21 protein-coding genes and 1 other annotated feature (1 of these 22 only partly in view) are annotated in these 24,289 nt (G+C 52.3%); of the genes, 19 read left to right on the forward strand and 2 right to left on the reverse strand.

Annotation, left to right across the window (positions count from 1 at the left end; genetic code table 11):
• Window positions 1–210, reverse strand: a binding site (T-box leader) (it extends 54 nt beyond the left edge of the window).
• Window positions 211–279: 69 nt separating this feature from the next.
• Window positions 280–1,140, reverse strand: coding sequence for a PocR ligand-binding domain-containing protein (locus DWX59_RS09435; RefSeq protein ID WP_117558646.1), 861 nt, complete (start codon window positions 1,138–1,140; stop codon window positions 280–282).
• A gap of 399 nt (window positions 1,141–1,539) precedes the next feature.
• On the opposite strand from DWX59_RS09435, the gene DWX59_RS09445 reads away from it, so the two are divergent.
• From DWX59_RS09445 to pgeF, 14 genes are all read left to right on the forward strand, one after another.
• The gene (locus DWX59_RS09445) at window positions 1,540–2,868 is read left to right on the forward strand and encodes an ABC transporter substrate-binding protein (protein ID WP_117558396.1); all 1,329 of its coding nucleotides are present in this window, start codon (window positions 1,540–1,542) and stop codon (window positions 2,866–2,868) included.
• Between the two features lie 281 nt (window positions 2,869–3,149).
• Window positions 3,150–3,899: a carbohydrate ABC transporter permease gene (locus DWX59_RS09450; RefSeq protein ID WP_227116649.1), complete on the forward strand. Its 750-nt coding sequence runs from the start codon at window positions 3,150–3,152 to the stop codon at window positions 3,897–3,899.
• A 1-nt stretch (window position 3,900) separates the two neighbouring features.
• Window positions 3,901–4,734 carry a carbohydrate ABC transporter permease gene (locus tag DWX59_RS09455; protein WP_117558400.1) on the forward strand — a complete coding sequence of 278 codons (834 nt, stop codon included), beginning with the start codon at window positions 3,901–3,903 and terminating at the stop codon, window positions 4,732–4,734.
• Between the two features lie 26 nt (window positions 4,735–4,760).
• On the forward strand, window positions 4,761–7,010 hold the full coding sequence (locus tag DWX59_RS09460; protein ID WP_117558404.1) for a glycoside hydrolase family 2 protein: 2,250 nt from the start codon (window positions 4,761–4,763) through the stop codon (window positions 7,008–7,010).
• A 187-nt stretch (window positions 7,011–7,197) separates the two neighbouring features.
• On the forward strand, window positions 7,198–8,712 hold the full coding sequence (gene miaB, locus DWX59_RS09465) for a tRNA (N6-isopentenyl adenosine(37)-C2)-methylthiotransferase MiaB (protein ID WP_117558405.1): 1,515 nt from the start codon (window positions 7,198–7,200) through the stop codon (window positions 8,710–8,712).
• 112 nt (window positions 8,713–8,824) lie between these two features.
• Window positions 8,825–11,506, forward strand: coding sequence for a DNA mismatch repair protein MutS (gene mutS / locus DWX59_RS09470; protein ID WP_117558407.1), 2,682 nt, complete (start codon window positions 8,825–8,827; stop codon window positions 11,504–11,506).
• Complete coding sequence (gene trmD, locus DWX59_RS09475) at window positions 11,503–12,555, forward strand: tRNA (guanosine(37)-N1)-methyltransferase TrmD (protein ID WP_117558409.1); 1,053 nt, start codon at window positions 11,503–11,505, stop codon at window positions 12,553–12,555. Before mutS ends, trmD begins: the two co-directional genes overlap by 4 nt.
• An 88-nt stretch (window positions 12,556–12,643) precedes the next feature.
• On the forward strand, window positions 12,644–13,924 hold the full coding sequence (locus DWX59_RS09480; protein WP_117558648.1) for an HlyC/CorC family transporter: 1,281 nt from the start codon (window positions 12,644–12,646) through the stop codon (window positions 13,922–13,924).
• A 149-nt stretch (window positions 13,925–14,073) separates the two neighbouring features.
• Window positions 14,074–14,421, forward strand: a complete 348-nt coding sequence (gene rplS, locus DWX59_RS09485) for a 50S ribosomal protein L19 (RefSeq protein WP_117558411.1) — start codon at window positions 14,074–14,076, stop codon at window positions 14,419–14,421.
• A 134-nt stretch (window positions 14,422–14,555) separates the two neighbouring features.
• A complete protein-coding gene (lepB, locus tag DWX59_RS09490) occupies window positions 14,556–15,107 on the forward strand; it encodes a signal peptidase I (protein ID WP_117558413.1) in 552 nt (183 codons plus the stop codon).
• Between the two features lie 14 nt (window positions 15,108–15,121).
• The gene (ylqF, locus tag DWX59_RS09495) at window positions 15,122–15,985 is read left to right on the forward strand and encodes a ribosome biogenesis GTPase YlqF (protein WP_117558415.1); all 864 of its coding nucleotides are present in this window, start codon (window positions 15,122–15,124) and stop codon (window positions 15,983–15,985) included.
• A 31-nt stretch (window positions 15,986–16,016) separates the two neighbouring features.
• Window positions 16,017–16,676 carry a ribonuclease HII gene (locus DWX59_RS09500; RefSeq protein WP_117558417.1) on the forward strand — a complete coding sequence of 220 codons (660 nt, stop codon included), beginning with the start codon at window positions 16,017–16,019 and terminating at the stop codon, window positions 16,674–16,676.
• Complete coding sequence (locus DWX59_RS09505) at window positions 16,669–17,010, forward strand: YraN family protein (RefSeq protein ID WP_117558419.1); 342 nt, start codon at window positions 16,669–16,671, stop codon at window positions 17,008–17,010. Before DWX59_RS09500 ends, DWX59_RS09505 begins: the two co-directional genes overlap by 8 nt.
• Window positions 17,011–17,095: 85 nt before the next feature.
• On the forward strand, window positions 17,096–17,950 hold the full coding sequence (gene pgeF, locus DWX59_RS09510; RefSeq protein WP_117558421.1) for a peptidoglycan editing factor PgeF: 855 nt from the start codon (window positions 17,096–17,098) through the stop codon (window positions 17,948–17,950).
• Window positions 17,951–18,103: 153 nt separating this feature from the next.
• On the opposite strand, the gene DWX59_RS09515 is transcribed toward pgeF, so the two are convergent.
• Window positions 18,104–19,309 (reverse strand): ribose-phosphate pyrophosphokinase, encoded by a 1,206-nt coding sequence (locus DWX59_RS09515; protein WP_117558423.1) that lies wholly within the window; start codon window positions 19,307–19,309, stop codon window positions 18,104–18,106.
• Between the two features lie 269 nt (window positions 19,310–19,578).
• On the opposite strand from DWX59_RS09515, the gene DWX59_RS09520 reads away from it, so the two are divergent.
• The 5 genes from DWX59_RS09520 to DWX59_RS09540 all read left to right on the forward strand — a co-directional run bounded on the left by DWX59_RS09520 (window position 19,579) and on the right by DWX59_RS09540 (window position 24,283).
• Window positions 19,579–19,776 carry a DUF6472 family protein gene (locus tag DWX59_RS09520; RefSeq protein ID WP_117558425.1) on the forward strand — a complete coding sequence of 66 codons (198 nt, stop codon included), beginning with the start codon at window positions 19,579–19,581 and terminating at the stop codon, window positions 19,774–19,776.
• 25 nt (window positions 19,777–19,801) lie between these two features.
• The gene (gene der / locus DWX59_RS09525) at window positions 19,802–21,130 is read left to right on the forward strand and encodes a ribosome biogenesis GTPase Der (RefSeq protein WP_117558426.1); all 1,329 of its coding nucleotides are present in this window, start codon (window positions 19,802–19,804) and stop codon (window positions 21,128–21,130) included.
• Window positions 21,131–21,152: 22 nt separating this feature from the next.
• Window positions 21,153–21,788: a glycerol-3-phosphate 1-O-acyltransferase PlsY gene (plsY, locus tag DWX59_RS09530; RefSeq protein ID WP_117558429.1), complete on the forward strand. Its 636-nt coding sequence runs from the start codon at window positions 21,153–21,155 to the stop codon at window positions 21,786–21,788.
• Between the two features lie 24 nt (window positions 21,789–21,812).
• Window positions 21,813–22,826, forward strand: coding sequence for an NAD(P)H-dependent glycerol-3-phosphate dehydrogenase (locus DWX59_RS09535; protein WP_117558650.1), 1,014 nt, complete (start codon window positions 21,813–21,815; stop codon window positions 22,824–22,826).
• Between the two features lie 245 nt (window positions 22,827–23,071).
• On the forward strand, window positions 23,072–24,283 hold the full coding sequence (locus DWX59_RS09540; protein ID WP_117558431.1) for an ABC transporter substrate-binding protein: 1,212 nt from the start codon (window positions 23,072–23,074) through the stop codon (window positions 24,281–24,283).
• Window positions 24,284–24,289 lie beyond the last annotated feature (6 nt).

Below are 24,289 nucleotides of genomic sequence, written 5' to 3' on the forward strand. Positions count from 1 at the left end.
CCGGCAACCCCTTAGCCACATCCGACAATGTGTAACGGTATAACGGCCGCCGTCCGTCCGGACTTACTTCTAAATAAGGCTGGCACGGTGTGCCAGGTTCTGCCCGGAAGCTCAGGGGTGATATTCCCCGGTCCATTCCTGCTGCCTTCCACCAACCGGCAGCTCTCTGAAAGGATGGTTCCGGATACTTTTCCCCGTCTTAGCCTGCTGTAACTCTTTAACTGATTGATGTGATTTTACTGCGGCGTGTGAAAAAAGTCAATAAAAAAATAAAATCCGTTACTCTTCAATATCGCCGTCCTTCCAGCGTCTGCGGTATTCCCTGGGCGTCATTCCCGTTTTTTTCTTAAAAACCTTGGTAAAATAATTTGCATCGGAAAACCCGGTTTCCTGAGCCAGGTTTGAAATGGATCCTGAGGTGGTGCGGATCAGGAAGCAGGCCGTGGATACACGGCGCTCCTGGATATAATCCGTGATGTTCCTGCCGGTGACATTTTTGTACGTGGTGCTTAAGTAGGCGGAACTCATAAAAACATGCTGGGCAATGTCTTTTAGGGGAAGGGGACCGGAAATATTCTGGTTGATATAGTTTTCCACCTTTTTTATGACTTCATGGTATTCCAGGGAAAAGACCTTTTCGTCCAGGAGACGGCTGTTGATCATTCCGGCCACTAATTTTATCCCTTCCACTGCCTCTGTGCCGATTAACGGTTGGGAGTGGTATTTTTTATATAATGCATCTGGCTCTGTTTCACATAACAGGGCCAGTTTCCTGGCATATTCTTTGTCCAGTCCTGCTTCCTTGGTGCGGAACTGTCCGATGATCAGGAAACCGATATAGATATTGTCAATGTATACCGGATATGCGACCTCAATCAGGCCGGCGTGGCAATGGTAGGCATAGGCGTTCTTCTGCCTGGAGCACTGCTGGTCCGCCTGCTGGTCACAATGTGCACAGAAGGCGTTGGTGGCAGGACAGCGCTCCATGGCGTAACAGAAGGGAAGGTTCCGCTTGGACGCCCCAAACCACTGCTTGGATTCCGTTGCATAAAAAAGCACCGGAGTTTTTAAAAGTTTAGATATGGGATTTAAAATGGAACCCATTTTTGTTGTATTGATATGGACCCTGCATGTCTGCACCAAAGCCGCCCCCCTCCCGGAATGCTGTTATCAGTTCTATTATTGTACCACGATCCTTTGAGAAAAAGTAGTAAAATTTTACGTTTATAATAAACGGTAAAATCAATTCCGAAACCTGGAAAACCCGTTAGGAATGATACTTTTTCCATGCTGGAAATAGTAATTTATTTTTGGGATTCCATACGTCCGCTGATCCGGGAATAGGGAATACATGATTTTATTTTCATCCTGGGACAGGAACAGGTCCCTGTGACAGAAAAATATTACTATTTTTACGCCATTGCCTCCAGTCCGTATCCGCAATTTGCAGGTGCGGTCCTATCTTGCTATAATACCCTTGTACACTGAGGGTAAGTGTGTATAATTATACCAATTCACAACAAAGGAGAATGGGATATTATGTTAAGAAAGTCAATGGCAGCCCTTTTGGCGGCAGCGATGGTAATGTCCGCACTGACCGGGTGTTCCGGTTCCAATGACAGCGCGGATCCGGTAAAAGAACCCCAGGCATCCCAGTCAGCATCAGAGGGCGCAAAGGATGGATCGGATGAAGTAGTGTTAACCATGTGGTATTGGAAGAACAGCATACGGGAGGACCTGATTGCGCAGGTATCGGAACAGTTTCCGGGAGTCACCATCCGGGCAGAGCTGTTTTCCGCTGATGATATAGAAGAGAAGATCAACACCACCATTGCAAGCGGCGGGGAACTGCCGGACCTGCTTCCCATGGATGACTGGATTGCCAACCTTCTCCAGTATCCGGATATGTTTGTTGACCTGTATGAGGCTCCCTGCAATGCAAAGGAGATAGAAGACCAGTACGTGGAGTGGAAGTGGAAACGCGGGGAAACCGTTGACGGCAGGCTCATAGCCCTTCCCATGGACATCGGGCCTACCTGCATGTTCTATAATGCAAGCCTGTTTGAGGCGGCAGGGCTTCCCACGGAACCGGCTGATGTGGCGGCTGCCATGTCCACCTGGGAGGATGCATATGCGGCAGCCGGGAAGCTGCAGGAAGCAGCCCCGGATGTAAAGATGTTTGATTTCATGGGGCATCTGTTCGTGGCCGCGTTGGGGCAGCAGCCCCAGCACATGATTGATGAAGAGGGGAACTTCATTGCTGACCAGGATCATATCAGGCAGGCGTTCATGACGGCAGTGGAAGGAAAGCCCTATGTGTATGGCGGCGACACCGAATGGTCCTCAGAGTGGGCGGCATCGCTGAACAACGGGGATGTGGCTGCTTTCGTGGGCGCTGTGTGGATGAAACCCGAGCTTCAGGATGCTGCGCCGGATACGGCCGGACAGTGGAGGGTGACCACCGCGCCAGGCGGGGCCGGCAATGTGGGCGGCTCTTCCATTGGCATTACCAGGAATTGTAAAAATGTAGAGACAGCGTACAAGGTGCTGACCTGGATGACCAACACGGAGAACCAGGTGGAGTCCCTGGAACAGCTGGGCCTGTTCCCGTCCCTGATTTCTGCCCTGGATGACCCTGCCTTGATGTACGAGGAGGAATTTTTCGGGAACCAGGTTGCGAATGAGTATTTTGTTAAGGCCGCAAAGGACATCAAGGATTATTATTATCCTCCCAACTACAGCTCCTACCAGTCTGCATTTGAACAGCAGCTCCTACTGGTACAGGACCAGGACAAGGATCCTGAGGAGGCATTGGCGGATGCGGTAAATGAGGCAAAACAGATTTATGATTTGGAATACATGAAATAAACTGATGGTATGGGCCGCTGCCAAGGTGGCCCATCGTTTGATTCTGCCCTGGATGATCGGATGATCTGCATGAAAGGGCAGGCCGTGGAGGAAAACAATCAATGAGGCAAAGGATGAAACCACAGGAAGATTATGGGAAAAGGTTCCGGGGATTACTCCATGACATATATAAAAACAGGATGATATACCTGTTGATCAGCCCTTTCTTTTTCATATACGGGCTATTCTGGATATTTCCCATTTTCTATTCTTTTTTCCTTTCATTCCATAAATGGGGAGGGGTGGGGGAGAAGAAGTTTGTAGGGCTTTTTTATTTCCAGCATCTTTTACAGGACAGCACCTTCCTGCTGTCAATCAAGAACACGCTGATTATATGGGTGCTGTCCACCATTCCCATGGTCGTTATTGCAGTCATACTGGCATTCCTGCTGAACGGCGCGTTTTTAAAGGGAAAGAATTTTTTCCGTACCGTGTACTATCTGCCCAATATCACCTCAACCGTGGCCATTGCCATTGTGTTTGCCAATATATTCGGCAACAAATATGGAATACTCAACTTCCTGATCAGCCGTCTGGGGTTTGACCCGGTTCAGTGGATGTCCCTTACCTGGGGCGTGCATGTGGCCATTGCGGCCATTGTCATATGGAGGTGGACCGGCTATAACGCCATCATCCTCCTGGCCGGGCTGCAGAAGATATCCAGCTCCCTTTACGAGGCGGCCAGCCTGGACGGGGCGTCCACATTCCAGATATTCCGCTACATCACGGTGCCGCTGCTGAACCCGGTCATCCAGTTTGTGGTAATCACCTCCACCATCGGAGGATGGCAGCTGTTTGCAGAAGCCCAGATGCTGGTGGGAACAGCAGGCGGGATTGGAAAGAGCGGCATGACGGTGGTGCTGTATCTTTATAACCAGGCTTTTGGCAACCGGCAGTTCGGCTACGGTTCGGCCATTTCCTGGGCCCTGGTGGTAATCATCGGCTTCTGCTCCCTGATTAACTGGCTGCTTACCAGACGGGAGGTGGACTGATATGACCATGAACAACGTGATATCCAAAATCCTTTTGTATGGATTCATCATCCTGGGGGCGCTTGTATCCCTGTTCCCCTTTTACTGGCTGGCGGTCATGGCCACCAACAGTTCGGCGGCATTCATGCGGTTCCCGCCGGTCATGGTGTTCGGCGGGCAGTTCATGACAAACATGACCAATCTTTTAAGCTCCATCCAGTTTGGCCGGGCTATGTTCAACACCTTTGTGGTGGCGGTATGCAAGACCGCGGGGGGAGTGTTCTTCTGCTCCCTGGCTTCCTTTTACTTTGCAAAGTTTAAGTTCCCCGGCCGGCGTTTTTTATTTGCACTGTGCCTGGTGACCATGATGATCCCGCCCCAGCTTAACCTGATTCCCCAGCTGATCATCATGAATAAATTGGGCTGGCTCTCCACCTTCAAGGCGCTGATCCTTCCAGGACTGATTCCTGCCTTTGGCATCTACTGGATGAACCAGTACTGCATTGGGTCCATACACGACGACCTGATCCACTCTGCCAGGATTGACGGCTGCGGCACCTTTGGCCTGTTCCTCCATGTGGGGCTTCCCATCATGGTTCCTGGCTGTGCCTTCCTATGCATTTATATATTCATGGACAGCTGGAATGATTATCTGTGGCCCCTGATTGTAACCAACGATTCCAGGAGGAATACCCTCCAGGTGGCCCTGGCCCAGCTCCAGGGTGCGTACAACAGTACGGATTACGGCATGGTCATGTGCGGCGTCCTTCTGGCCACATTGCCGCTGTTCATTATATTCCTGCTGTTCAGCCGACAGTTTACGGCAGATATCACGGCAGGCGCAATCAAATCATAAAATGGGAAAGATGAGGGAAAGATAAAATGCAGAAATACTGCAATTTAAACCTGGGATGGAGATTTAAAGAGGGGTTTGAGGAAGAATACATAACAGGCGGGAAGGATGAGGAGGGCAGGCTGGTCCATGTGCCCCATACGGTGAAGGAGGTTCCCTATGACTGCTTTGACCAGACCATGACCTGCATGATATCCACCTATATACGCAGCTTCCAGCTTCCTGACATGGCGGGGAAACGCGCCCTGGTTTCATTTGAGGGGGTTTCCGCCTGCTACGATTTATACATAAACGGTCATAAGGCAGGCAGCCACAAAGGGGCTTACTCCATGGCGTTGTTTGATATTACGGAATACGTCACCCAGGGTGGGAACCGGATGGTCCTTTGCGTGGATTCCCATGAGAGAAGTGACGTGCCGCCCAACGGTTCAACCGTGGACTTCCTGATTTATGGAGGCATATACAGGGATGTGACCCTGTATATCCAGGAAGAAACATATGTGAAGCAGGTTCTGTTCCGCTACAGCCTGGACCATGGGACGGCGGTCCTGGAGCCGGAACTCCTGATACGCAGCCATGGGCCGGAAAGGAATCTGTGGGCAGTGACTTCCCTGCAAAAAGATGGGGTCCTTGTCTGGGAAAACAGGCAGAAGATACAGGTTTCACCGGATACTGCCAGCATTTCCCTTAAACCGGGGCAGGTGGGACCGGTAGGACTGTGGCAGCCGGAGGATCCCCAGCTGTACCAGGCCGGCGTTGAACTGCAGGATGAAGACGGCCGGTGCGTGGATTGTTTTCAGACCAGGATAGGGTTCAGGACAATCCAAGTGGAGCCGGATGGATTTTACCTGAATGGAAAACGGACAAAGCTGATTGGGCTGAACCGTCACCAGTCCTATCCCTATGCGGGATATGCCATGGGAAGACGGGCCCAGGAAAAGGACGCCTGCCTGTTAAAGGATTTCATGGGACTTAACATGGTGCGCTGCTCCCATTATATGCAGTCACGGTACTTCCTGGATAAGTGCGACGAACTGGGACTTATGGTTTTTGAGGAGATTCCTGGCTGGGGATATATCGGGGATGAGGAGTTTAAAAAGGTTGTGTTCCAGGATTTGGAAAACATGGTGCTGGGACATTTTAATCATCCGGGTATTGTCATATGGGGGACGCGTCTGAATGAGACAACGGATTATGACGAGCTGTATGAGGAAACCAACCGGCGCTGCAAGGCCATGGATCCTTCCCGCCCCACCACGGGCGTGCGCTGGGAGACCGGCAGCCATCTGATTGAGGACATATACAGTTACAATGACTACAGTGAGGACGACCAGGGAGAACATATGCTGCTGACCGCCCATCAGGCCACGGGCAGCACAAAACAGGTGCCATATCTGGTAAGTGAACATACAGGTGCCGTCCTTCCCACAAAACCGGTGGATTCCGAAGAGCGGCAGGAGGAGTTTGCCATCCGCCATGCAAGGGCCATGAGCAAGATCATGACATCCGACCAGTACCTGGGAGGCCTTGGGTGGTGCATGTTTGATTATAACACCCATAATGACCACAACTCTGTTAACAAGGTATGTTACCATGGGGTGCTGGATATGTTCCGCGTGCCCAAGTGGGCGGCATATCTGTATGCAAGCCAGAAGTCCCCGGAAAAGGAGGCTGTGCTGGTTCCCTGCTCCATGGTTGGAAGGGGGGAGCGCTGCGAGCCGGTGCCCTTTTATGTGCTGACTAACTGCGACTATATTGAGGTAACCCTGTCAAATGACATAACAAGGACCTATTATCCAAGCGTTAAATTTCCCGGACTTGCCCATCCACCGGTGCTTGTGACTGAGAACGGCGAGTTCTGGCAGCACAGATGGACCGGGGCCAGAATCGTGGGATATGTCGGGGAGCAGGCAGTGGTGGAGAAGCGGTATTCAGACAACCCCAGATTGTCGCAGCTGCTGGTCCAGGCAGATGACACGGCCCTCTATAATGACCAGGTGGATGAGACACGGGTGGTCTGCACCTTTACGGATGAGTACGGCAACCGGCTGTATCATCATCTGGAGGCGGTCAGCGTGTCTGTGGAAGGGGGGATTGAACTGATCGGGCCGTCCCTGATCCCGTCCATGGGAGGCTGCGCAGCCTTCTGGGTACGGACGTGCGCCGGCGGGACAGAAGGAACGGCCCGCATACATATCCACACCCCCAGGCCGGAGATTGACGACCAGACAGTCACCATCCGTCTGGAACTGTCCGGGTCTGCCGGTGATGGTTCCTGACGGAACAAGGCAGGGAATTGCTTTTTGAAAAACCTGGATTGACTTCTGGGATGTTTTAATATAAAATTCATACTGTTAATGATTATAATTGGCTGGACCATGCGGTCCAGCCAGCTTGCGTGTTACAGCATGCCGGAAACCGCCGGTTTCCGGCAGCATAAAGGTAGGAACAGTAAGGAGCAGATGAATGGAAGAATCCAGAACTACAATAGAAGAAAGAGACATGACACCTCCGGCCGCGGAGCCGGAACGCCAGCAGTACTTCATGGAACGGGCCAGATTGCAGGTAAAGGAACTTGAGGACCATCTGGGACGGCCCCTTACCTGCTGCATCAACACCTTCGGATGCCAGATGAATGCCAGGGATTCGGAAAAGCTTTTGGGAATCCTGGAGACCATTGGCTACAGGGCCGTGGAATCAGAAGAAGCTGACTTTGTCCTTTACAATACATGCACGGTGCGTGAAAACGCCAACCTGCGTGTTTACGGGCGCCTGGGCCAGCTGGGCGCCTATAAGAAGAAGCATCCCCAGATGATGATAGCGCTCTGCGGGTGCATGATGCAGGAAAAGGAAGTGGTGGACAAGATTAAGAAGAGCTACCGCTACGTGGATTTAATATTCGGGACACACAATATCTTCAAGCTGGCGGAGCTGGTATCCCAGTGCCTGGACAGCCGCAAAAAGGAGGATGAAGGCAGGAAGGCAGCCCCGGGGACCCCTGTCAGGGGCCATAAGCACCAGATGGTCATAGATGTGTGGGAGGACACGGACCAGATTGTGGAGGACCTGCCTGTGGAGCGCAAGTATCCCTTTAAGTCCGGGGTCAACATCATGTTCGGGTGCAATAATTTCTGCAGCTACTGCATTGTCCCCTATGTGCGCGGGCGGGAGAGGAGCAGGAAGCCGGAGGAAATCATAAAGGAAATCCGCAGGCTGGCATCTGAGGGCGTGGTGGAAGTCATGCTTTTAGGCCAGAATGTCAATTCCTACGGCAGGAACCTGGAAACACCCATGACCTTTGCAGGACTCTTAAGGGAGGTGGAAAAGGTGGATGGAATCCGCCGTATCCGGTTCATGACCTCCCATCCAAAGGACCTGTCCCAGGAACTGATTGAGGTGATGGCCGGTTCTGAAAAAATCTGCCGCCACCTGCACCTCCCCCTCCAGTCGGGAAGCAGCCGCATCTTAAAAGAAATGAACCGGCATTACACCAAGGAACAGTTCCTTGACCTGGCAGGACGGATTAAGGCCGCGGTCCCGGGCATTTCCCTGACAACCGATATCATAGTGGGATTCCCGGGGGAGACAGAGGAAGACTTCCTTGAAACCCTGGACGTGGTGCGCAGGGTGGGATTTGACAGCGCCTTTACCTTCATTTATTCCAAGCGCACGGGAACGCCCGCAGCCGCCATGGAGGACCAGGTCCCGGAGGACGTGGTGAAGGAGCGGTTTGACCGCCTGTTAAAAGAGGTGCAGGATATCTCTGCCAAGGTCTGCTGCCGTGATGAACATACCGTACAGGAGGTCCTGGTGGAGGAGGTCAATGACCATTCGCCCGGACTGATGACAGGACGCCTGTCCAATAATACCGTGGTGCATTTTCCGGGGGACGCCTCCCTGATTGGGAAGCTGGTCCCTGTTTACCTGGAGGAAAGCAGGGGATTCTACTACATGGGAAAACAGGCGGACAGGCCCCTGTGATGTGCGGGCATGGAAAGACAGTAAAGATAAAAGCAGTCCCTTGGCCGGGTTTCCTGGCCGGGGCTGACAGAGAAGAGAGGTCAGTATTTTGATACAGTCACAATTATCACCCATGATGCAGCATTACATGGAGACAAAAAAGGAATACCCGGACTGCATCCTGTTTTACAGGCTGGGGGATTTCTACGAGATGTTTTTTGATGACGCCCTTACGGTTTCCAAGGAGCTGGAGATAACCCTTACGGGAAAGGACTGCGGCCTTGCGGAGCGCGCGCCCATGTGCGGCGTCCCCTATCATGCATTGGACGCCTACTTGTACCGCCTGGTGCAGAAGGGGTATAAGGTTGCCATCGCAGAGCAGGTGGAGGACCCGAAGCTGGCAAAGGGGCTTGTGAAGCGGGAGGTAATCCGGGTGGTGACGCCGGGAACCATTACAAGCGTCCAGGCCCTGGACGAGACAAAGAACAACTACCTGATGGGTATTGTCTATGAGGTAGGTCCGCGGTCAAACCGGTCGGGCAAAGGCAGGGACGGGGTCTACGGCATTGCCATTGCGGACATTACCACCGGGGATTTCATGGTCACGGAGGTGGGTTCGGACCGGGAATTATTTGATGAAATCAACAAGTTTTCACCGTCGGAGATTATCTGCAACAATGCCTTTTACATGTCGGGCGTTGACATTGACGGGTTAAAGAACCGCTATCATGTAATCATTTCGGCCCTGGACAGCCATTTCTTCGGGGATGAATCCTGCCGCAAGGTGCTGCGGGAGCATTTCCGTGTGGGTTCCTTAAGCGGCCTGGGACTTACGGATTACGGGACCGGGATTATTTGTGCGGGCGCGGTGATGCAGTATATGTATGAAACACAGAAAAGCACCCTGGAGCATATCACCACCATCACCCCCTATTCCACGGGACAGTTCATGGTCATTGACACGTCTACCAGAAGGAACCTGGAACTGGTGGAGACCCTGCGGGAAAAACAGAAGAGGGGGACCCTTTTATGGGTGCTTGACAAGACCAAGACAGCCATGGGCGCCCGTCTGCTGCGCACCTACATTGAGCAGCCCCTGATCCATAAGGAGGAAATCGTAAAGCGTCAGACAGCCGTGGAAGAACTGAACATGAATTATATTTCCAGGGAGGAAATCTGTGAATACTTGAATCCCATTTATGACCTGGAGCGGCTTATCGGGCGCATCAGTTACAAGACAGCCAATCCAAGGGACCTGATTGCATTTAAAAGTTCCCTGGAAATGCTTCCCCATATTAAACAGATCCTGGGCGGATTTTCCGGTGAACTGCTGAAAGAACTGGCGCGGGAAATGGACCCGCTCCAGGACATCTATGAATTGATTGACCAGGCCATCCTGGAGGACCCGCCCGTGACCGTGCGGGAGGGAGGCATCATCAAGGACGGGTACCATGAGGAGGCGGACCGGCTGCGCCAGGCCAAAACAGAAGGCAAGGACTGGCTGGCGGAGTTAGAGGCAAGGGAAAAAGAAAAGACGGGCATCAAGACGCTTAAAGTCAAGTTCAATAAGGTGTTCGGATATTATTTTGAAGTGACCAATTCCTTTAAGAACCAGGTGCCGGATTACTTTGTGCGCAAGCAGACCCTGACCAACGCGGAACGTTTTACCACGGATGAGTTAAAGCATCTGGAGGATATCATCATGGGGGCCGAGGAAAAGCTGGTTTCCCTGGAATACGACCTGTTCTGCCAGGTCAGGGACAGCGTCGCTGCCCAGGTGGTCCGCATCCAGAAAACAGCCAAGGCCATTGCAGGGGTGGATGTGTTCTGTTCCCTGTCCGTTGTGGCAACCCGCAGGAACTATGTGAAGCCCATGATAAACGAAAAGGGCGTGATACAGATTAAGAACGGCCGCCATCCCGTGGTGGAGCAGATGATGCGGGACGATTTGTTTGTGGCCAATGACACGTTCCTGGACAATGGGAAGAACCGCCTGTCCGTCATCACAGGCCCCAACATGGCGGGTAAGTCCACCTATATGCGGCAGGTGGCCCTGATTGTGCTCATGGCCCAGCTGGGCAGCTTTGTGCCGGCCCAGGAAGCGGATATCGGGATCTGTGACCGCATCTTTACCAGGGTGGGGGCTTCCGACGACCTGGCCAGCGGACAGAGCACCTTCATGGTGGAAATGACCGAGGTGGCCAACATCCTGCGCAATGCCACCAAGAACAGCCTTCTGGTCCTGGATGAGATAGGAAGGGGGACCAGTACCTTTGACGGCCTGTCCATTGCCTGGGCCGTGATTGAACATATCAGCAGCACCAAGCTTCTGGGGGCAAAGACCCTTTTTGCCACCCACTACCATGAGCTTACCGAACTGGAGGGCACCATTGCAGGGGTGAAAAACTACTGCATCGCGGTGAAGGAACAGGGGGAGGATATCGTGTTCCTGCGCAAAATCGTGCGGGGCGGGGCGGATAAGAGCTATGGCATCCAGGTGGCCAAGCTGGCCGGGGTGCCGGATTCCGTCATTGCCAGGGCCAAGGAGATTGCAGAGGAACTGAGCGATGCGGATATCACGGCCAGGGCCAAGGAGATTGCGGAAATCAGTTCCAACATTACCCAGCACAAGGCGGTTCCCAAGCCGGATGAGGTGGACATGCAGCAGCTCACCTTCTTTGACACGGTGAAGGATGACGATATTGTAAGGGAGTTGGATGGGCTGGAATTGTCAACCATGACGCCCATCGATGCCCTCAATACCCTGTACCGGCTTCAGACAAAGCTTAAGAACCGGTGGAAGGAGACACAATGAAGTTCCATATACTGACACTTTTTCCTGAAATGGTCATGAACGGGCTGGGCACCAGCATTACGGGCCGCGCCATGGCCAGCGGCGCCATTTTGGTGGATGCCATTGATATCAGGGATTATTCAAAGGATAAGCACAGGCATGTGGATGATGCGCCTTACGGCGGAGGCGCCGGCATGGTGATGCAGCCTGGCCCTGTGTGCGACGCATATGAGGACTTGTGCACCAGGACTGGAAAAAAGCCCAGGGTCATCTATATGACGCCCCAGGGCAGGGTGTTTAACCAGTCCATTGCTGAGGAACTGGCACAGGAGGAGGAGCTTGTATTCCTGTGCGGACACTATGAAGGGATTGATGAAAGGGCCTTGGAGCTGATTGTGACGGATTATATGTCGGTGGGGGATTTTGTCCTGACCGGAGGGGAGCTTCCTGCCATGGTCATGATTGACTGTATCTCCAGGCTGGTGCCCGGTGTGCTGAACAATGAAGTGTCCGCAGAGGTGGAATCCTTCCATGACAATCTGCTGGAGTACCCCCAGTACACCAGGCCGGAGGTGTTCCGTGGAAAGGCAGTGCCTGAGGTGCTTTTAAGCGGACATCATAAGAACATTGAGGAATGGCGCAGGAAGGAGTCCATCAGGCGGACCCTGGAGCGGCGCCCTGACCTCCTGCCCGGCGCCAGCCTGACCCTTAAGGAGCATCAGTACCTGGATTCCCTTAAGGGCGGGGCGGACGGCCTTGGGGAGCTGGAGGAAATCCTGGACAGCTATGCGGCTGAGGCGGAGCGGCTGTTCTGCAAAAGGGACCGGATCAGCTCTGAGGAGGACCGGACTGACGTCAGGGAAGAACGGCAGCCCGCCCAGGAGGACTTAAAATGTTCCGGCCTGGGCAGCCCCCTTCCCGGACTGGGGGAACCGGCGCCAAGGATCAGGCGCAGGGCCATGTCTGAGGTGAAGAAGCTGCTGGCCGGGGGCGACTGTACCCTGAACGATGTAAAAAGTTATTATAAAGTATGCAAAGCACGGTTAAAGCTGCTTAAAAAGGATTACTAAATCCCGTACAATGGCTGTGCGGCGTTGACAGAATCAGCATAATATTGTACAATCTCATGAAAATACGCAAAAATAGGAGTTGATGATTTTGGAACCATCTGGTGACTCGATCGCCATACGTTTAGTTGTTATCATTATTTTACTGGGGCTTTCCGCCTTTTTTTCATCATCGGAGACAGCCCTTACCACTGTAAACAAGATCCGCATCAGGACCCTGGCCGAGGCAGGCAATCAATCTGCCGTGTGGGTCATGAAGCTGGGTGAGGACCAGGGCAGGATGCTCAGCGCCATACTCATTGGCAACAATGTGGTCAACCTGTCCGCCTCGTCCATGCTTACGGTCCTTGCAACCGAAGTGTTCGGCAGCAGGGCCGCGGGCGCGGCAACCGGAATCCTTACCCTTCTGATATTGATTTTCGGTGAAATCACCCCAAAGACCATTGCCACCCTGGAGGCGGAGAAGAACGCCCTCAGGTTCGGGCATATCATTTATGTGCTGATGGTCCTCATGACCCCTGTCATCGTGGCTGTGAACTGGATGTCCTTTGGCGTCCTGAAAGCCCTGAACGTGGATCCCAGCAAGCGGGGGGATGACATGACGGAGGACGAGCTGCGGACCATCGTGGAAGTGGGGCACGAAAAGGGTGTGATTGAGTCAGAAGAAAAGGAAATGATTAACAACGTATTCGACTTGGGCGATTCTGTGGCCACGGATATCATGGTACCCAGGATTGACATGACCTTCATCAATATCAATGCAGGGTTTGATGAACTGCTTCAGGTGTTTCGGGAAGAACGCTATACCAGGCTCCCCGTGTATGAGGAAACCACGGACAATGTGGTGGGGATCATCAACATAAAGGACATGCTGCTCATTGAGGACCGGGAGCATTTTTCCATCGCGGACCATCTGCGCCAGCCCCTTTACACCTTTGAATCCAAAAAACTGTCGGAACTTATGGTGGAAATGCGCCAGACCTCCAACAATATCGTCATTGTGCTGGATGAATACGGGGCCACGGCAGGGCTGATTACCCTGGAGGATATCTTAGAGGAAATCGTGGGGGACATCCGGGACGAGTACGACGAGGACGAGGAGGATGAACTCATACAGCTGTCAGACGGCCAGTACCTGGTCGAAGGCGCCATGAAACTGGATGATTTAAACCACAAACTGAACCTGGAACTTACGTCCGAGGATTATGATTCCGTGGGCGGATGGGTCATTGACCGGCTGGAACACCTTCCTGCCCAGGGGGAGGAAGTGGAGTGGGAAGGCGTCCGCCTGGTGGTGGAACAGGTGGAAAAAAACCGCATTGACAAAATCCATATATACCTGCCTGAAAATGAAGAAAAAGGCCGGGATTAAATCATAAAATGCTTGCAATTTGGAAGAATATATGATAGAATCAGTCGTTGTGACAAGAAATAGATGGTCCTCTGTTACTGAAACGCAGTGAATTTGATTTACCGCAGATGGTATTAAGAACATCCAATAGATGAAGGAGGTTCACACCGATGAACGACATTATTAAGAACATTGAAGCAGCCCAGTTAAAAGAAACCGTACCCGTATTCCATGTTGGCGATACCGTTAAGGTATACAACAAGATTAAAGAGGGTACCCGTGAGAGAATCCAGATTTTCGAGGGAACTGTCATTAAGAGACAGAACGGCGGAGCAAGAGAGACATTTACCGTAAGGAAGAATTCCAATGGCATCGGCGTTGAGAAGACCTGGCCATTACATTCCCCAAGCGTTGACAACGTGGAAGTCGTACGTAAAGGTAAAGTAAGACGCGCTAAGCTGAACTACTTAAGAGACAGGGTCGGTAAGGCTGCCAAGGTTAAGGAATCAGTTAAATAATCGGTTATTTAATCAGGTAGTGGAACAGGAACAAGGGACAATGCAAATTGTCCCTTTCTTAAATTCCCTTCCTTTTTGCGGACATAGGGTGTCACGGCAGGGGATGGGATAATACAGAGAAATGGGTGTGGTGCATGGAGTTTTATGTGAATGAGGATACGGCCTGGCTGCGCCGGATTGTGCGCTGGGCCGTGAACGTGGTGGTTGTGCTGGCCCTTGCCTGGTTCCTGGTGTATGCGTTCTGCGCCCAGGTCCCTGTGTCCGGCAATTCCATGCAGCCGGTCTTAAGCGCCGATGATGTGGTGCTGGTGAACCGCCTGGTTTATGACGTGGGTGAACCGGAGCGGCTTGACATTGTTGTGTTTGAGCGTGAGGACCACAAAAAGAACGTGAAGCGTATCATCGGCCTTCCCGGGGAAACCGTACAGATAAAAGGCGGTTTCATATTCATCAACGGTGAGGTCCTGAGTGTGGAGGACGGTCTGGAGCAGGTGTCCCTGGCCGGGCGGGCAGATACCCCCATCCAGCTGGAGCAAGATGAATATTTCCTTCTGGGGGATAACCGTGACAGCAGTGAGGACAGCCGTTTCTCCAATATAGGCAATGTAAAGAGAGAGCAGATATATGGAAAAGTCTGGTTCAGGATCCTTCCGCTTCTGAAGCTGGATTTCATCCATTCCAAATAGAATAGGAGAATGATATGAATATACAATGGTATCCCGGTCATATGACCAAGGCGAAACGGGCCATGAAGGAAGATATCAAGCTGATTGACCTGGTAATCGAACTGGTGGATGCCAGGGTGCCCCTGTCCAGCAGGAACCCGGATATTGACGATCTGGCCAAGGGGAAAGCCAGGATGGTGCTGCTGAATAAATCAGACCTGGCGGATGAGCGGGTAAATGCGCAGTGGGCCGCATGGTTTGAGGCAAAAAACATCCATGCCGTAAAGGTGGATTCAAGAAACAAGGGAACCTTAAAACAGGTGCAGTCCGTTGTGCAGGAAGCATGTAAGGAAAAGATTGAGCGGGACAGGAAACGCGGGATCATGAACCGTCCCATCCGAACCATGGTGGTGGGAATCCCCAACGTGGGCAAATCCACCTTCATCAATTCCTTTGCCGGCAAGGCATGTGCAAAGACCGGCAACAAGCCGGGGGTGACAAAGGGAAACCAATGGATCCGCCTCAATAAGACGCTGGAGCTATTGGATACCCCGGGAATCCTCTGGCCCAAATTCGAGGACCAGGCAGTGGGGCTTAAGCTGGCCCTGATCGGCTCCATCAACGACCAGATCCTTAACAAGGACGACCTGGCCTGCCGGTGCATCCGTATCCTGAAGGAACGGTATCCAGGCATGGTATCCCAGCGGTTCGGCCTTGAGACAGAGGATAAGGAACCGGCAGCCATCCTGGAAGATGTGGCAAGACTGCGCTCCTGCCTGATGAAGGGCGGGGAGCTGGATATTGCCAGGGCTGCTGCCATGGTCCTGGATGATTTCAGGTCAGGGAAACTGGGACGCGTCACCTTGGAGCGGCCCGAAGACTATAAGGATAAAGAGTGACCGGATATAACGGGACACGGAAAGGCGGACAGTGGCGGCAAGAGTATTAAAGGGTGAAAGACTGGAAAAGGAACTGGCCCGTCTGGAGGCCATGGCTGGATATGAAAAAGAGTATGAGGGATACGGGGGCATATGCGGGATTGACGAGGCGGGAAGGGGGCCTCTGGCAGGCCCTGTGGCGGCCGGTGCTGTCATCCTTCCAAAGGACTGCCGGATCCTTTATCTGAACGATTCCAAGAAGCTTTCAGAAAAGCGCAGGGAGGAATTGTTTGAGGAGATTAAGGAAAAGGCAGTGGCATGGTCCGTGGCCATTGCCACCCCTGCCAGGATTGACGAGATTAACATCCTCCAGGCCACCTACGAGGCCATGAGGGAGGCTGTGGCCGGGCTTGCCGTGAAACCGGATGTGCTGCTCAACGATGCCGTGACCATACCGGGCCTTGATATCCTACAGGTGCCCATCATAAAAGGCGATGCAAAAAGCCTTTCCATTGCAGCGGCCAGCATCCTGGCCAAGGTCACAAGGGACCGCATGATGGCAGGATATGAGGAAATGTTCCCCGGCTATGGGTTTGCAAAGCACAAGGGTTACGGGACCGCGGCCCATATTGCGGCCATCCGGGAGTTAGGCCCATGCCCCATCCACAGGAGGACGTTCATCCGTAATTTTGTGGGGCATACATATGAATAAACGGGAGACAGGCAGCTGCTATGAAGAACTGGCAGCTGTTTGTCTACAGAAAAAAGGATATCGCATCATTGAAAGGAATTACCGCTGCAGGCAGGGGGAAGTGGATCTGGTCTGCCGTCACGGAAGGTACCTGGTGTTCGTGGAAGTCAAATACCGTTCCACCGGACGCATGGGCGGGCCCCTGGAGGCAGTGGACCGGGTCAAGCAGAAACGCATCCGTGCAGCAGCGGTTTACTATATGTTCAGCCACAAAATACCCGAGGACTGTCCCTGCCGTTTTGATGTGGTGGGAATCCTGGGGGATCAGGTGGAACTGATCCAGGATGCGTTTTAGAGTGTTTTAGGGCGTTTAGGGCGTGACAGATGGCGGGAATGAATGTTCGGACACGCCCCAACTATCAGGACTAGGAGGTAATACCATGTCAATTAACTGGATATATAAGGATGACAGGAACGTTTTTCGCAATGTGGAACGCGGCGGTGTGCCCTATCTTTCTTTTAAGGCGCTGGAGGACACGGGGATGGTGATAAACGGTTTCTCCACCCGCCTGGGCGGGGCCAGCAAGGGCAGGTTCGCCACCATGAACTTTTCTTACAGCAGGAAGGACGACCCGGCGGATGTGCTGGAGAATTTTACAAGGATGGCAGATGCCCTGGGAGTGGAGCGCGACCGGATGGTGGTTTCCTACCAGACCCACACCACCAATGTGCGCAGGGTCACCCGGGAAGATGAGGGAAAAGGCGTTATCCGTGAACGGGATTACAGGAATGTGGACGGCCTGATTACCGATGTGCCCGGGATTACCCTGGTAACCTTTTATGCGGACTGCGTGCCCCTGTACCTGGTGGATCCGGTCCATCATGCAATCGGTCTCAGCCATTCCGGCTGGAGGGGGACGGTAAGGCGCATGGGCCAGGTGACCATGGATGCCATGAAAGAGGCCTTTGGCACAAGGCCTGAGGATGTGACGGCCTGCATCGGTCCCAGCATCTGCAGGGACTGCTTTGAGGTGGGGGAAGAGGTGGCAGAAGCCTTTGCGGATGCCTTTGACCCAAAATACAGGGACGCACTGTACCGCGCCAACGCAAAGCCGGGCAAATACCAGCTGGATTTATGGAAGGCCAATGAAATCATATTCCAGGAGGCCGGCGTGCCCAAAGAGCAGATCCATACCACGAATATCTGTACCATGTGCAACAGTGATTACCTGTTCTCCCACCGCAGGGTGGGAGAGGAGCGCGGGAATCTGGCAGCCTTTTTAAGTATCAGGTAATGGTTGGGGACGGATTGCGGGGTTATACTTAGATGAAAAATGCACGGCCCATTCCATGGCGGGAAGGGCCGTGCATTTTTATATCCCTGCATCTAAGGCTGCAGATTGTCTGTAAGGCTGCCAGGTTTTTTACCTGATTCCACCTGTCTATGGTTATACCAGTTTCTGGAAATACTCATATCCGCCGTTCTGGTATTTCTGTACCAGCTTCTGGATCTTCTCCGTGGGTGAGAGGGAAGAGCTGATGGAACGGTCATGGTTCAGTGCATTGATGATGGCGGCCAGGTATTTGCCCATATCTGCTTCCAGATACCAATCCCTCTTTAACAGATCAGGGGTGCGGTAGTTCAGGTTGGTGGTGATGACATAATCCAGATAACCCTGGGTATGGAATTCATCGAACTTCTCAAGACCATTGGTGAAGAGCCCGAAGGTACAGCATACGATGACCTTCTCTGCCTTGCGTTCTTTTAACTCCTTACAGGTATCCAGCATGCTTTCGCCGGAAGAAATCATGTCGTCAATGATCAGCACGGTTTTTCCTTCCACGGAAGCGCCCAGGAATTCGTGGGCAACAATGGGGTTGCGTCCCCCGATTACCTGGGAATAGTCCCTGCGTTTGTAGAACATGCCCATGTCAACCCCCAGGTTGTTGGCCAGGTAGACCGCCCGGTTCATGGCGCCTTCGTCCGGGCTTATGATCATCAGGTGTTCCTTGTCAATCCGGATGCTGGAGTCATGGGTAAAGAGGCTTTTGACAAACTGGTAGGTTGGCATGAAGTTGTCAAAGCCGATTAATGGGATGGCATTCTGCACACGCGGGTCATGGGCGTCAAATGTAATGATGTTCTCCACTCCCATGGCCGCCACTTCCTCAAGGCCCATGGCACAATCCAGGGATTCACGCTTGCTGCGCTTGTGCTGGCGGCTTTCATATAAGAAAGGCATGATCACATTCACCCTGTGGGCATTTGTACAGGCGCCGATGATACGCTTTAAATCCTGGAAATGGTCATCCGGCGACATGTGGTTGGTATAGCCGCTTACCGTATAGGGGATGCTGTAGTTCATTACATCCACCATGACGAAGACATCTGCACCCCGGACGGATTCGCCGATGACAGCCTTGCCCTCCCCGGTGCCGAATCTGGGGCAGCTGCATTTTAACAGATAAGAATCCACGTCATAACCGCGGTAGTGGAGGTCCTCCTTGCGGCGCATAAGCTCTTCCATGTCATTGCGCCTGAACTGGACGATATGGTCGTTTACCTTGGATGCCAGGTCCTGACAGCTTTCCAGGGCAGCGATTTTGAGGGGCGCGACCGGAAGGGAATCTTTAAATACGAAATTGTTAGCCATGATAGCTGTACTCCTTTGTCAAATAAGTAAATAATTGCCAATTTTCATATGTCTGCATATTATCACATATGATTTATACCATTTTTTATTTGGCCGGGTCAAGGGGTTGCAGATATTTCCTCAAAAAAAACAAAACAATTCCTCAAAAAGAACTTGTCATTTACAAAAGAGGGCAATATTGTTATTATATAAGTCAAAAGACTTTACAAGTCGGGACACGTATAGTAAAATCAAGCGGATACAATTTTATCTGAAGGGTATGGTACGCAATGGGATCTGGCAGGAAGCCTGGAAAGACCAGCTGTGAGTGCTGCGGCAATTATGTGTATGATGAGGATAATGATTACTATATCTGTGAAGTGGATCTGGATGAGGACGAAATGGGCCGTTTTTTAAACAATACCATGTATGCCTGTCCCTATTATCAGTCTGACGACGAGTACAGGATTGTAAGGAAACAGATATAGGATGTTTTGAAAGAGAGGAAATGACATGAGTAAACCAGTGGTAGCGATTGTGGGCAGGCCCAATGTGGGAAAGTCCACGCTGTTTAATGTAATAGCAGGGGATACCATTTCGATTGTAAAGGATACGCCGGGAGTGACCAGGGACAGGATTTATGCGGACTGCAGCTGGCTGGACATGAACTTCACGCTGATTGACACGGGAGGGATTGAGCCGGACACAAAGGATATCATCCTTTCCCAGATGCGGGAGCAGGCGGAGATTGCCATATCCACGGCAGATGTGATCATCTTCATCGTGGATGTGCGCCAGGGGCTGGTGGATTCGGACGCCAAGGTGGCCGATATGCTGCGCAAGTCCCGCAAGCCGGTGGTGCTGGCAGTAAACAAGGTGGACAGCATGGCCAAGTTCGGCAACGACGTATATGAGTTCTATAATCTGGGCATCGGCGAACCGGTTCCCGTATCAGCTGCCTCCAGGCTGGGAATCGGAGACCTGCTGGATGAAGTGGTGAAGCATTTTGACGGGGAGAAGATAGAGGAGGAAGAGGATGACCGCCCAAGGATTGCGGTTGTGGGCAAGCCCAATGTGGGCAAATCCTCCATCATCAATAAGCTTCTCGGTGAGAACCGGGTCATTGTAAGCGATATCGCAGGCACCACAAGGGATGCGGTGGACACTGAAATTGTTTATAACGGCATGCCCTATGTGTTCATCGACACGGCCGGCCTGCGCCGCAAGAGCAAGATTAAGGAAGAACTGGAACGTTACAGCATCATCCGCACCGTGACAGCGGTGGAGCGTGCGGACATCGTGATTGTTGTCATTGACGCCACCGAGGGCGTGACGGAACAGGATGCCAAGATTGCCGGTATTGCCCACGAACGGGGCAAGGGTGTCATTGTGGCCGTGAACAAATGGGATTCCATTGAGAAGACGGACAAGACCATTTATGAGTATACCAACAAGATAAAGGAGACCCTTTCCTTCATGCCTTATGCGGAATATATCTTCATTTCCGCGGCAACGGGACAGCGCCTTCCGAAGCTGTTTGAGCTGATTGACGCGGTGCGGCAGAACCAGAACCTGCGGGTTGCCACAGGCGTCCTGAATGAGATCATGACAGAGGCAGTTGCCATGCAGCAGCCGCCCTCTGACAAGGGAAAGAGACTTAAGATTTACTATATGACCCAGGTTGCAGTGAAACCGCCCACATTCGTAGTTTTTGTAAATGATAAGGAACTGATGCATTTCTCCTATACCAGGTATCTGGAAAACCAGATCCGCAATTCATTCGGGTTTAAGGGGACGTCCTTAAAATTCCTTATCCGCGAGCGAAAGACAAAGGAACAATAAACACAGCAAGGGGGATAATGGAATGGAACGGATCATATGTTTAGTCATGGGGTATGTGTTTGGGCTTTTTCAGACAGGTTATATATATGGCAAGGTCAAGGGGATTGATATCCGCCAGCACGGAAGCGGCAATTCGGGAAGTACCAATGCCCTGAGGGTCATGGGGGTAAGGGCGGGCGCCCTTGTGTTTATGGGGGATTTCCTGAAAACCGTGATCCCATGTTTCCTGGTGCGTATCCTGTTCGCATCCCGGCCGGAATATGTCTATGTCTTAATCCTCTATGCCGGATTCGGTGTGATCCTGGGGCACAATTTTCCGTTTTATCTGAACTTTAAGGGCGGAAAGGGGATTGCTGCAACTGCCGGGATTATGTTTTCACTAGACTGGAGGCTGACGGCCCTGTGCCTGGCTGCATTCATCCTCATTGTGGCTGTTACCAGATATGTGTCCCTAGGCTCCCTTGTGGTTTCCACCATCTTCCTTATCTGGAATATAATGATGGGACAGATGGGCGCCTACGGTCTTTCCCAGACATCAAGGCTTGAATTCTACGGGGTTTCTGCGGTGATATCCATCATGGCCTTCTGGAGACACAGGGCCAATATTGTCAGGCTGGCCCAGGGCAGGGAGAATAAGGTGGGTGCGAAAAAGCAATAAAATATCAAAATGGACGGTGAAGTTATGGCATCAATCGGTGTAATTGGATCAGGTACATGGGGAACGGCGCTGGCAGTGCTGCTCCATGGCAATGGACATCAGGTGGTAATCTGGTCGGCAATACCAGAGGAAATAAAAGAGCTGAAGGAAACCCATGCCCACAGGAATCTGCCGGAAGTAAAGATTCCTGTGGCAATCGGTTTTACGGATGATCTAAAGGAAGCCATGGAGGATAAGGACCTGCTGGTCCTGGCAGTGCCCTCTGTATTTGTCAGGGACACGGCCCGGAGGATGAAGGCATATATCAGGCCGGGCCAGGTCATTACCAATGTGGCCAAGGGAATTGAGGAGCATACCCTTATGACCCTGTCACAGATCATAGAGCAGGAACTGCCTGAGGCAGAGGTTACGGTCCTGTCCGGCCCAAGCCATGCGGAGGAGGTAAGCAGGGGACTGCCCACCACCTGTGTGGCAGGCGCACATAAGAAGCATGTGGCGGAATTTGTACAGGGGATTTTCATGAGCCAGGTGTTCCGGGTGTACACAAGTCCGGATATCCTGGGGATAGAACTGGGAAGCGCCCTGAAGAACGTGATTGCCCTGGCAGCCGGCATGGCCGACGGCCTTGGATATGGCGATAATACAAAGGCAGCCCTGATTACCAGGGGGATTGCGGAGATATCCAGACTGGGTATGGATATGGGCGGCAGGATGGAAACCTTTGCCGGCCTTACGGGAATCGGCGACCTGATTGTTACCTGTGCCAGCATGCACAGCCGCAACCGGCGGGCAGGCATACTGATTGGCAGGGGATACACCATGGAGGAAGCCATGGCAGAGGTGAAGATGGTGGTGGAAGGCGTCTACTCAGCCAAGGCAGCCCTGGCCCTTGCAGGGAAGTATGGGGTATCCATGCCCATTGTTGAACAGGTCAATGCCATACTGTTTGACGGCATGCCTGCAAAGGAAGCTGTTTCCGAGCTGATGCTCAGGGATAAACGGATTGAGAATTCCGGCCTGGAATGGGATGCGCAATGACATATGCGGTTAGGTTTAAGGGAGGGGATGCCTGGATTGGCTCCCCTCCCTTAAAAAATGGGGGCTTTTGCGGTAATAAGATGAATTCAGGCACAAATTTTCGGTCATTCGCGAAAAATAACCTATAATTTTTATGAAAAGGTTGACAATCCTCCGGTAACTACCTATAATATAGAAAGCTTTACAAAGAAAGTCCGCGGTGTTTCGACGCGGAAGGGTAAGGAAAAGCAAGAGGAGGAAAAATTATGAAAAAGAAATTATTTAGTCTTGGTTTGGCAGTGGCCATGGCTGCTTCTTTAACAGCATGCGGCGGTTCCGGCACAGCAGGGACCACTAAGGCTGCCGAGACAACCGCGGCAGACAAGGCAGGAGCAGCGGATAACGCGGCAGCAGGCGGCGTGATTAAGATTGGCGGTATCGGACCCACTACCGGGGGCGCGGCTGTATATGGCCTGGCCGTTCAGCACGGCGCACAGCTGGCAGTTGATGAGATTAACGCGGCAGGCGGCATCAATGGATGTACAATTGAATTTAATTTCCAGGATGATGAGCATGATCCGGAGAAGTCCGTAAGTGCTTATAATACATTAAAGGACTGGGGAATGCAGGCGCTGATGGGCACCGTGACATCCGGCCCATGTATCGCTGTTGCTGATAAGACGGCGGCTGACAACATGTTCCAGATTACCCCATCCGGCTCCGCCGTGGAGTGCGCGGCCAATCCTAACGTGTTCCGTATCTGTTTTTCCGATCCGGACCAGGGCGCTGCTTCCGCTAAGTACATAGGCGAGAACAAGCTGGCAACCAAGATTGCTGTTATCTATGACAGCTCCGATATCTATTCCAGCGGTATTTATGAGAAGTTTGCGGAAGAGGCCGCGAACCAGGGCCTTGAGATTGTTGCGGCCGAGGCTTTCACGGCTGACAGCAACAAGGATTTCTCCACACAGCTGCAGAAGGCCAAGGATGCCGGCGCAGAGCTGGTATTCCTGCCGATTTACTACACAGAGGCTTCCCTGATTTTACAGCAGGCTGACAAGGCCGGCTTTGAGACACAGTTCTTTGGCTGTGACGGTATGGACGGAATCCTTCAGGTTGAGAATTTTGACACCAGCCTGGCAGAGGGCCTGATGCTGCTTACACCATTTGCAGCAGATGCAACAGACGACCTGACTGTTAACTTTGTAAAGAGCTACAAGGATGCATACAATGAAGTTCCTGTACAGTTCGCAGCTGATGCGTACGATGCAATCTACGCCCTGAAGGCAGCCATGGAAGATGCCAATGTGACCGCTGATATGGATGCAAGCGCTATCTGCGATGCCCTGAAGGCTTCCATGCTGAACATCAAGTTAGACGGACTGACCGGCGAAGGCATGACCTGGACCGAGGACGGTGAGCCTCACAAGGCGCCAAAGGCCGTTAAGGTAGTGGACGGAGCATACGCAGCCATGTAAGTACAG

The organism is Enterocloster aldenensis (assembly GCF_003434055.1).
Classification (GTDB): domain Bacteria; phylum Bacillota; class Clostridia; order Lachnospirales; family Lachnospiraceae; genus Enterocloster; species Enterocloster aldenensis.

Excerpts from the sequence above, each read along its gene's own strand:
- DWX59_RS09445 (WP_117558396.1), top strand. The coding sequence starts at position 1,540 with ATGTTAAGAAAGTCAATGGCAGCCCTTTTGGCGGCAGCGATGGTAATG.
- DWX59_RS09455 (WP_117558400.1), top strand. The coding sequence starts at position 3,901 with ATGACCATGAACAACGTGATATCCAAAATCCTTTTGTATGGATTCATC.
- DWX59_RS09460 (WP_117558404.1), top strand. The coding sequence starts at position 4,761 with ATGCAGAAATACTGCAATTTAAACCTGGGATGGAGATTTAAAGAGGGG.
- miaB (WP_117558405.1), top strand. The coding sequence starts at position 7,198 with ATGGAAGAATCCAGAACTACAATAGAAGAAAGAGACATGACACCTCCG.
- mutS (WP_117558407.1), top strand. The coding sequence starts at position 8,825 with ATGATGCAGCATTACATGGAGACAAAAAAGGAATACCCGGACTGCATC.
- trmD (WP_117558409.1), top strand. The coding sequence starts at position 11,503 with ATGAAGTTCCATATACTGACACTTTTTCCTGAAATGGTCATGAACGGG.
- rplS (WP_117558411.1), top strand. The coding sequence starts at position 14,074 with ATGAACGACATTATTAAGAACATTGAAGCAGCCCAGTTAAAAGAAACC.
- lepB (WP_117558413.1), top strand. The coding sequence starts at position 14,556 with ATGGAGTTTTATGTGAATGAGGATACGGCCTGGCTGCGCCGGATTGTG.
- ylqF (WP_117558415.1), top strand. The coding sequence starts at position 15,122 with ATGAATATACAATGGTATCCCGGTCATATGACCAAGGCGAAACGGGCC.
- DWX59_RS09505 (WP_117558419.1), top strand. The coding sequence starts at position 16,669 with ATGAATAAACGGGAGACAGGCAGCTGCTATGAAGAACTGGCAGCTGTT.
- pgeF (WP_117558421.1), top strand. The coding sequence starts at position 17,096 with ATGTCAATTAACTGGATATATAAGGATGACAGGAACGTTTTTCGCAAT.
- DWX59_RS09515 (WP_117558423.1), bottom strand. The coding sequence starts at position 19,309 with ATGGCTAACAATTTCGTATTTAAAGATTCCCTTCCGGTCGCGCCCCTC.
- DWX59_RS09520 (WP_117558425.1), top strand. The coding sequence starts at position 19,579 with ATGGGATCTGGCAGGAAGCCTGGAAAGACCAGCTGTGAGTGCTGCGGC.
- der (WP_117558426.1), top strand. The coding sequence starts at position 19,802 with ATGAGTAAACCAGTGGTAGCGATTGTGGGCAGGCCCAATGTGGGAAAG.
- plsY (WP_117558429.1), top strand. The coding sequence starts at position 21,153 with ATGGAACGGATCATATGTTTAGTCATGGGGTATGTGTTTGGGCTTTTT.
- DWX59_RS09535 (WP_117558650.1), top strand. The coding sequence starts at position 21,813 with ATGGCATCAATCGGTGTAATTGGATCAGGTACATGGGGAACGGCGCTG.
- DWX59_RS09540 (WP_117558431.1), top strand. The coding sequence starts at position 23,072 with ATGAAAAAGAAATTATTTAGTCTTGGTTTGGCAGTGGCCATGGCTGCT.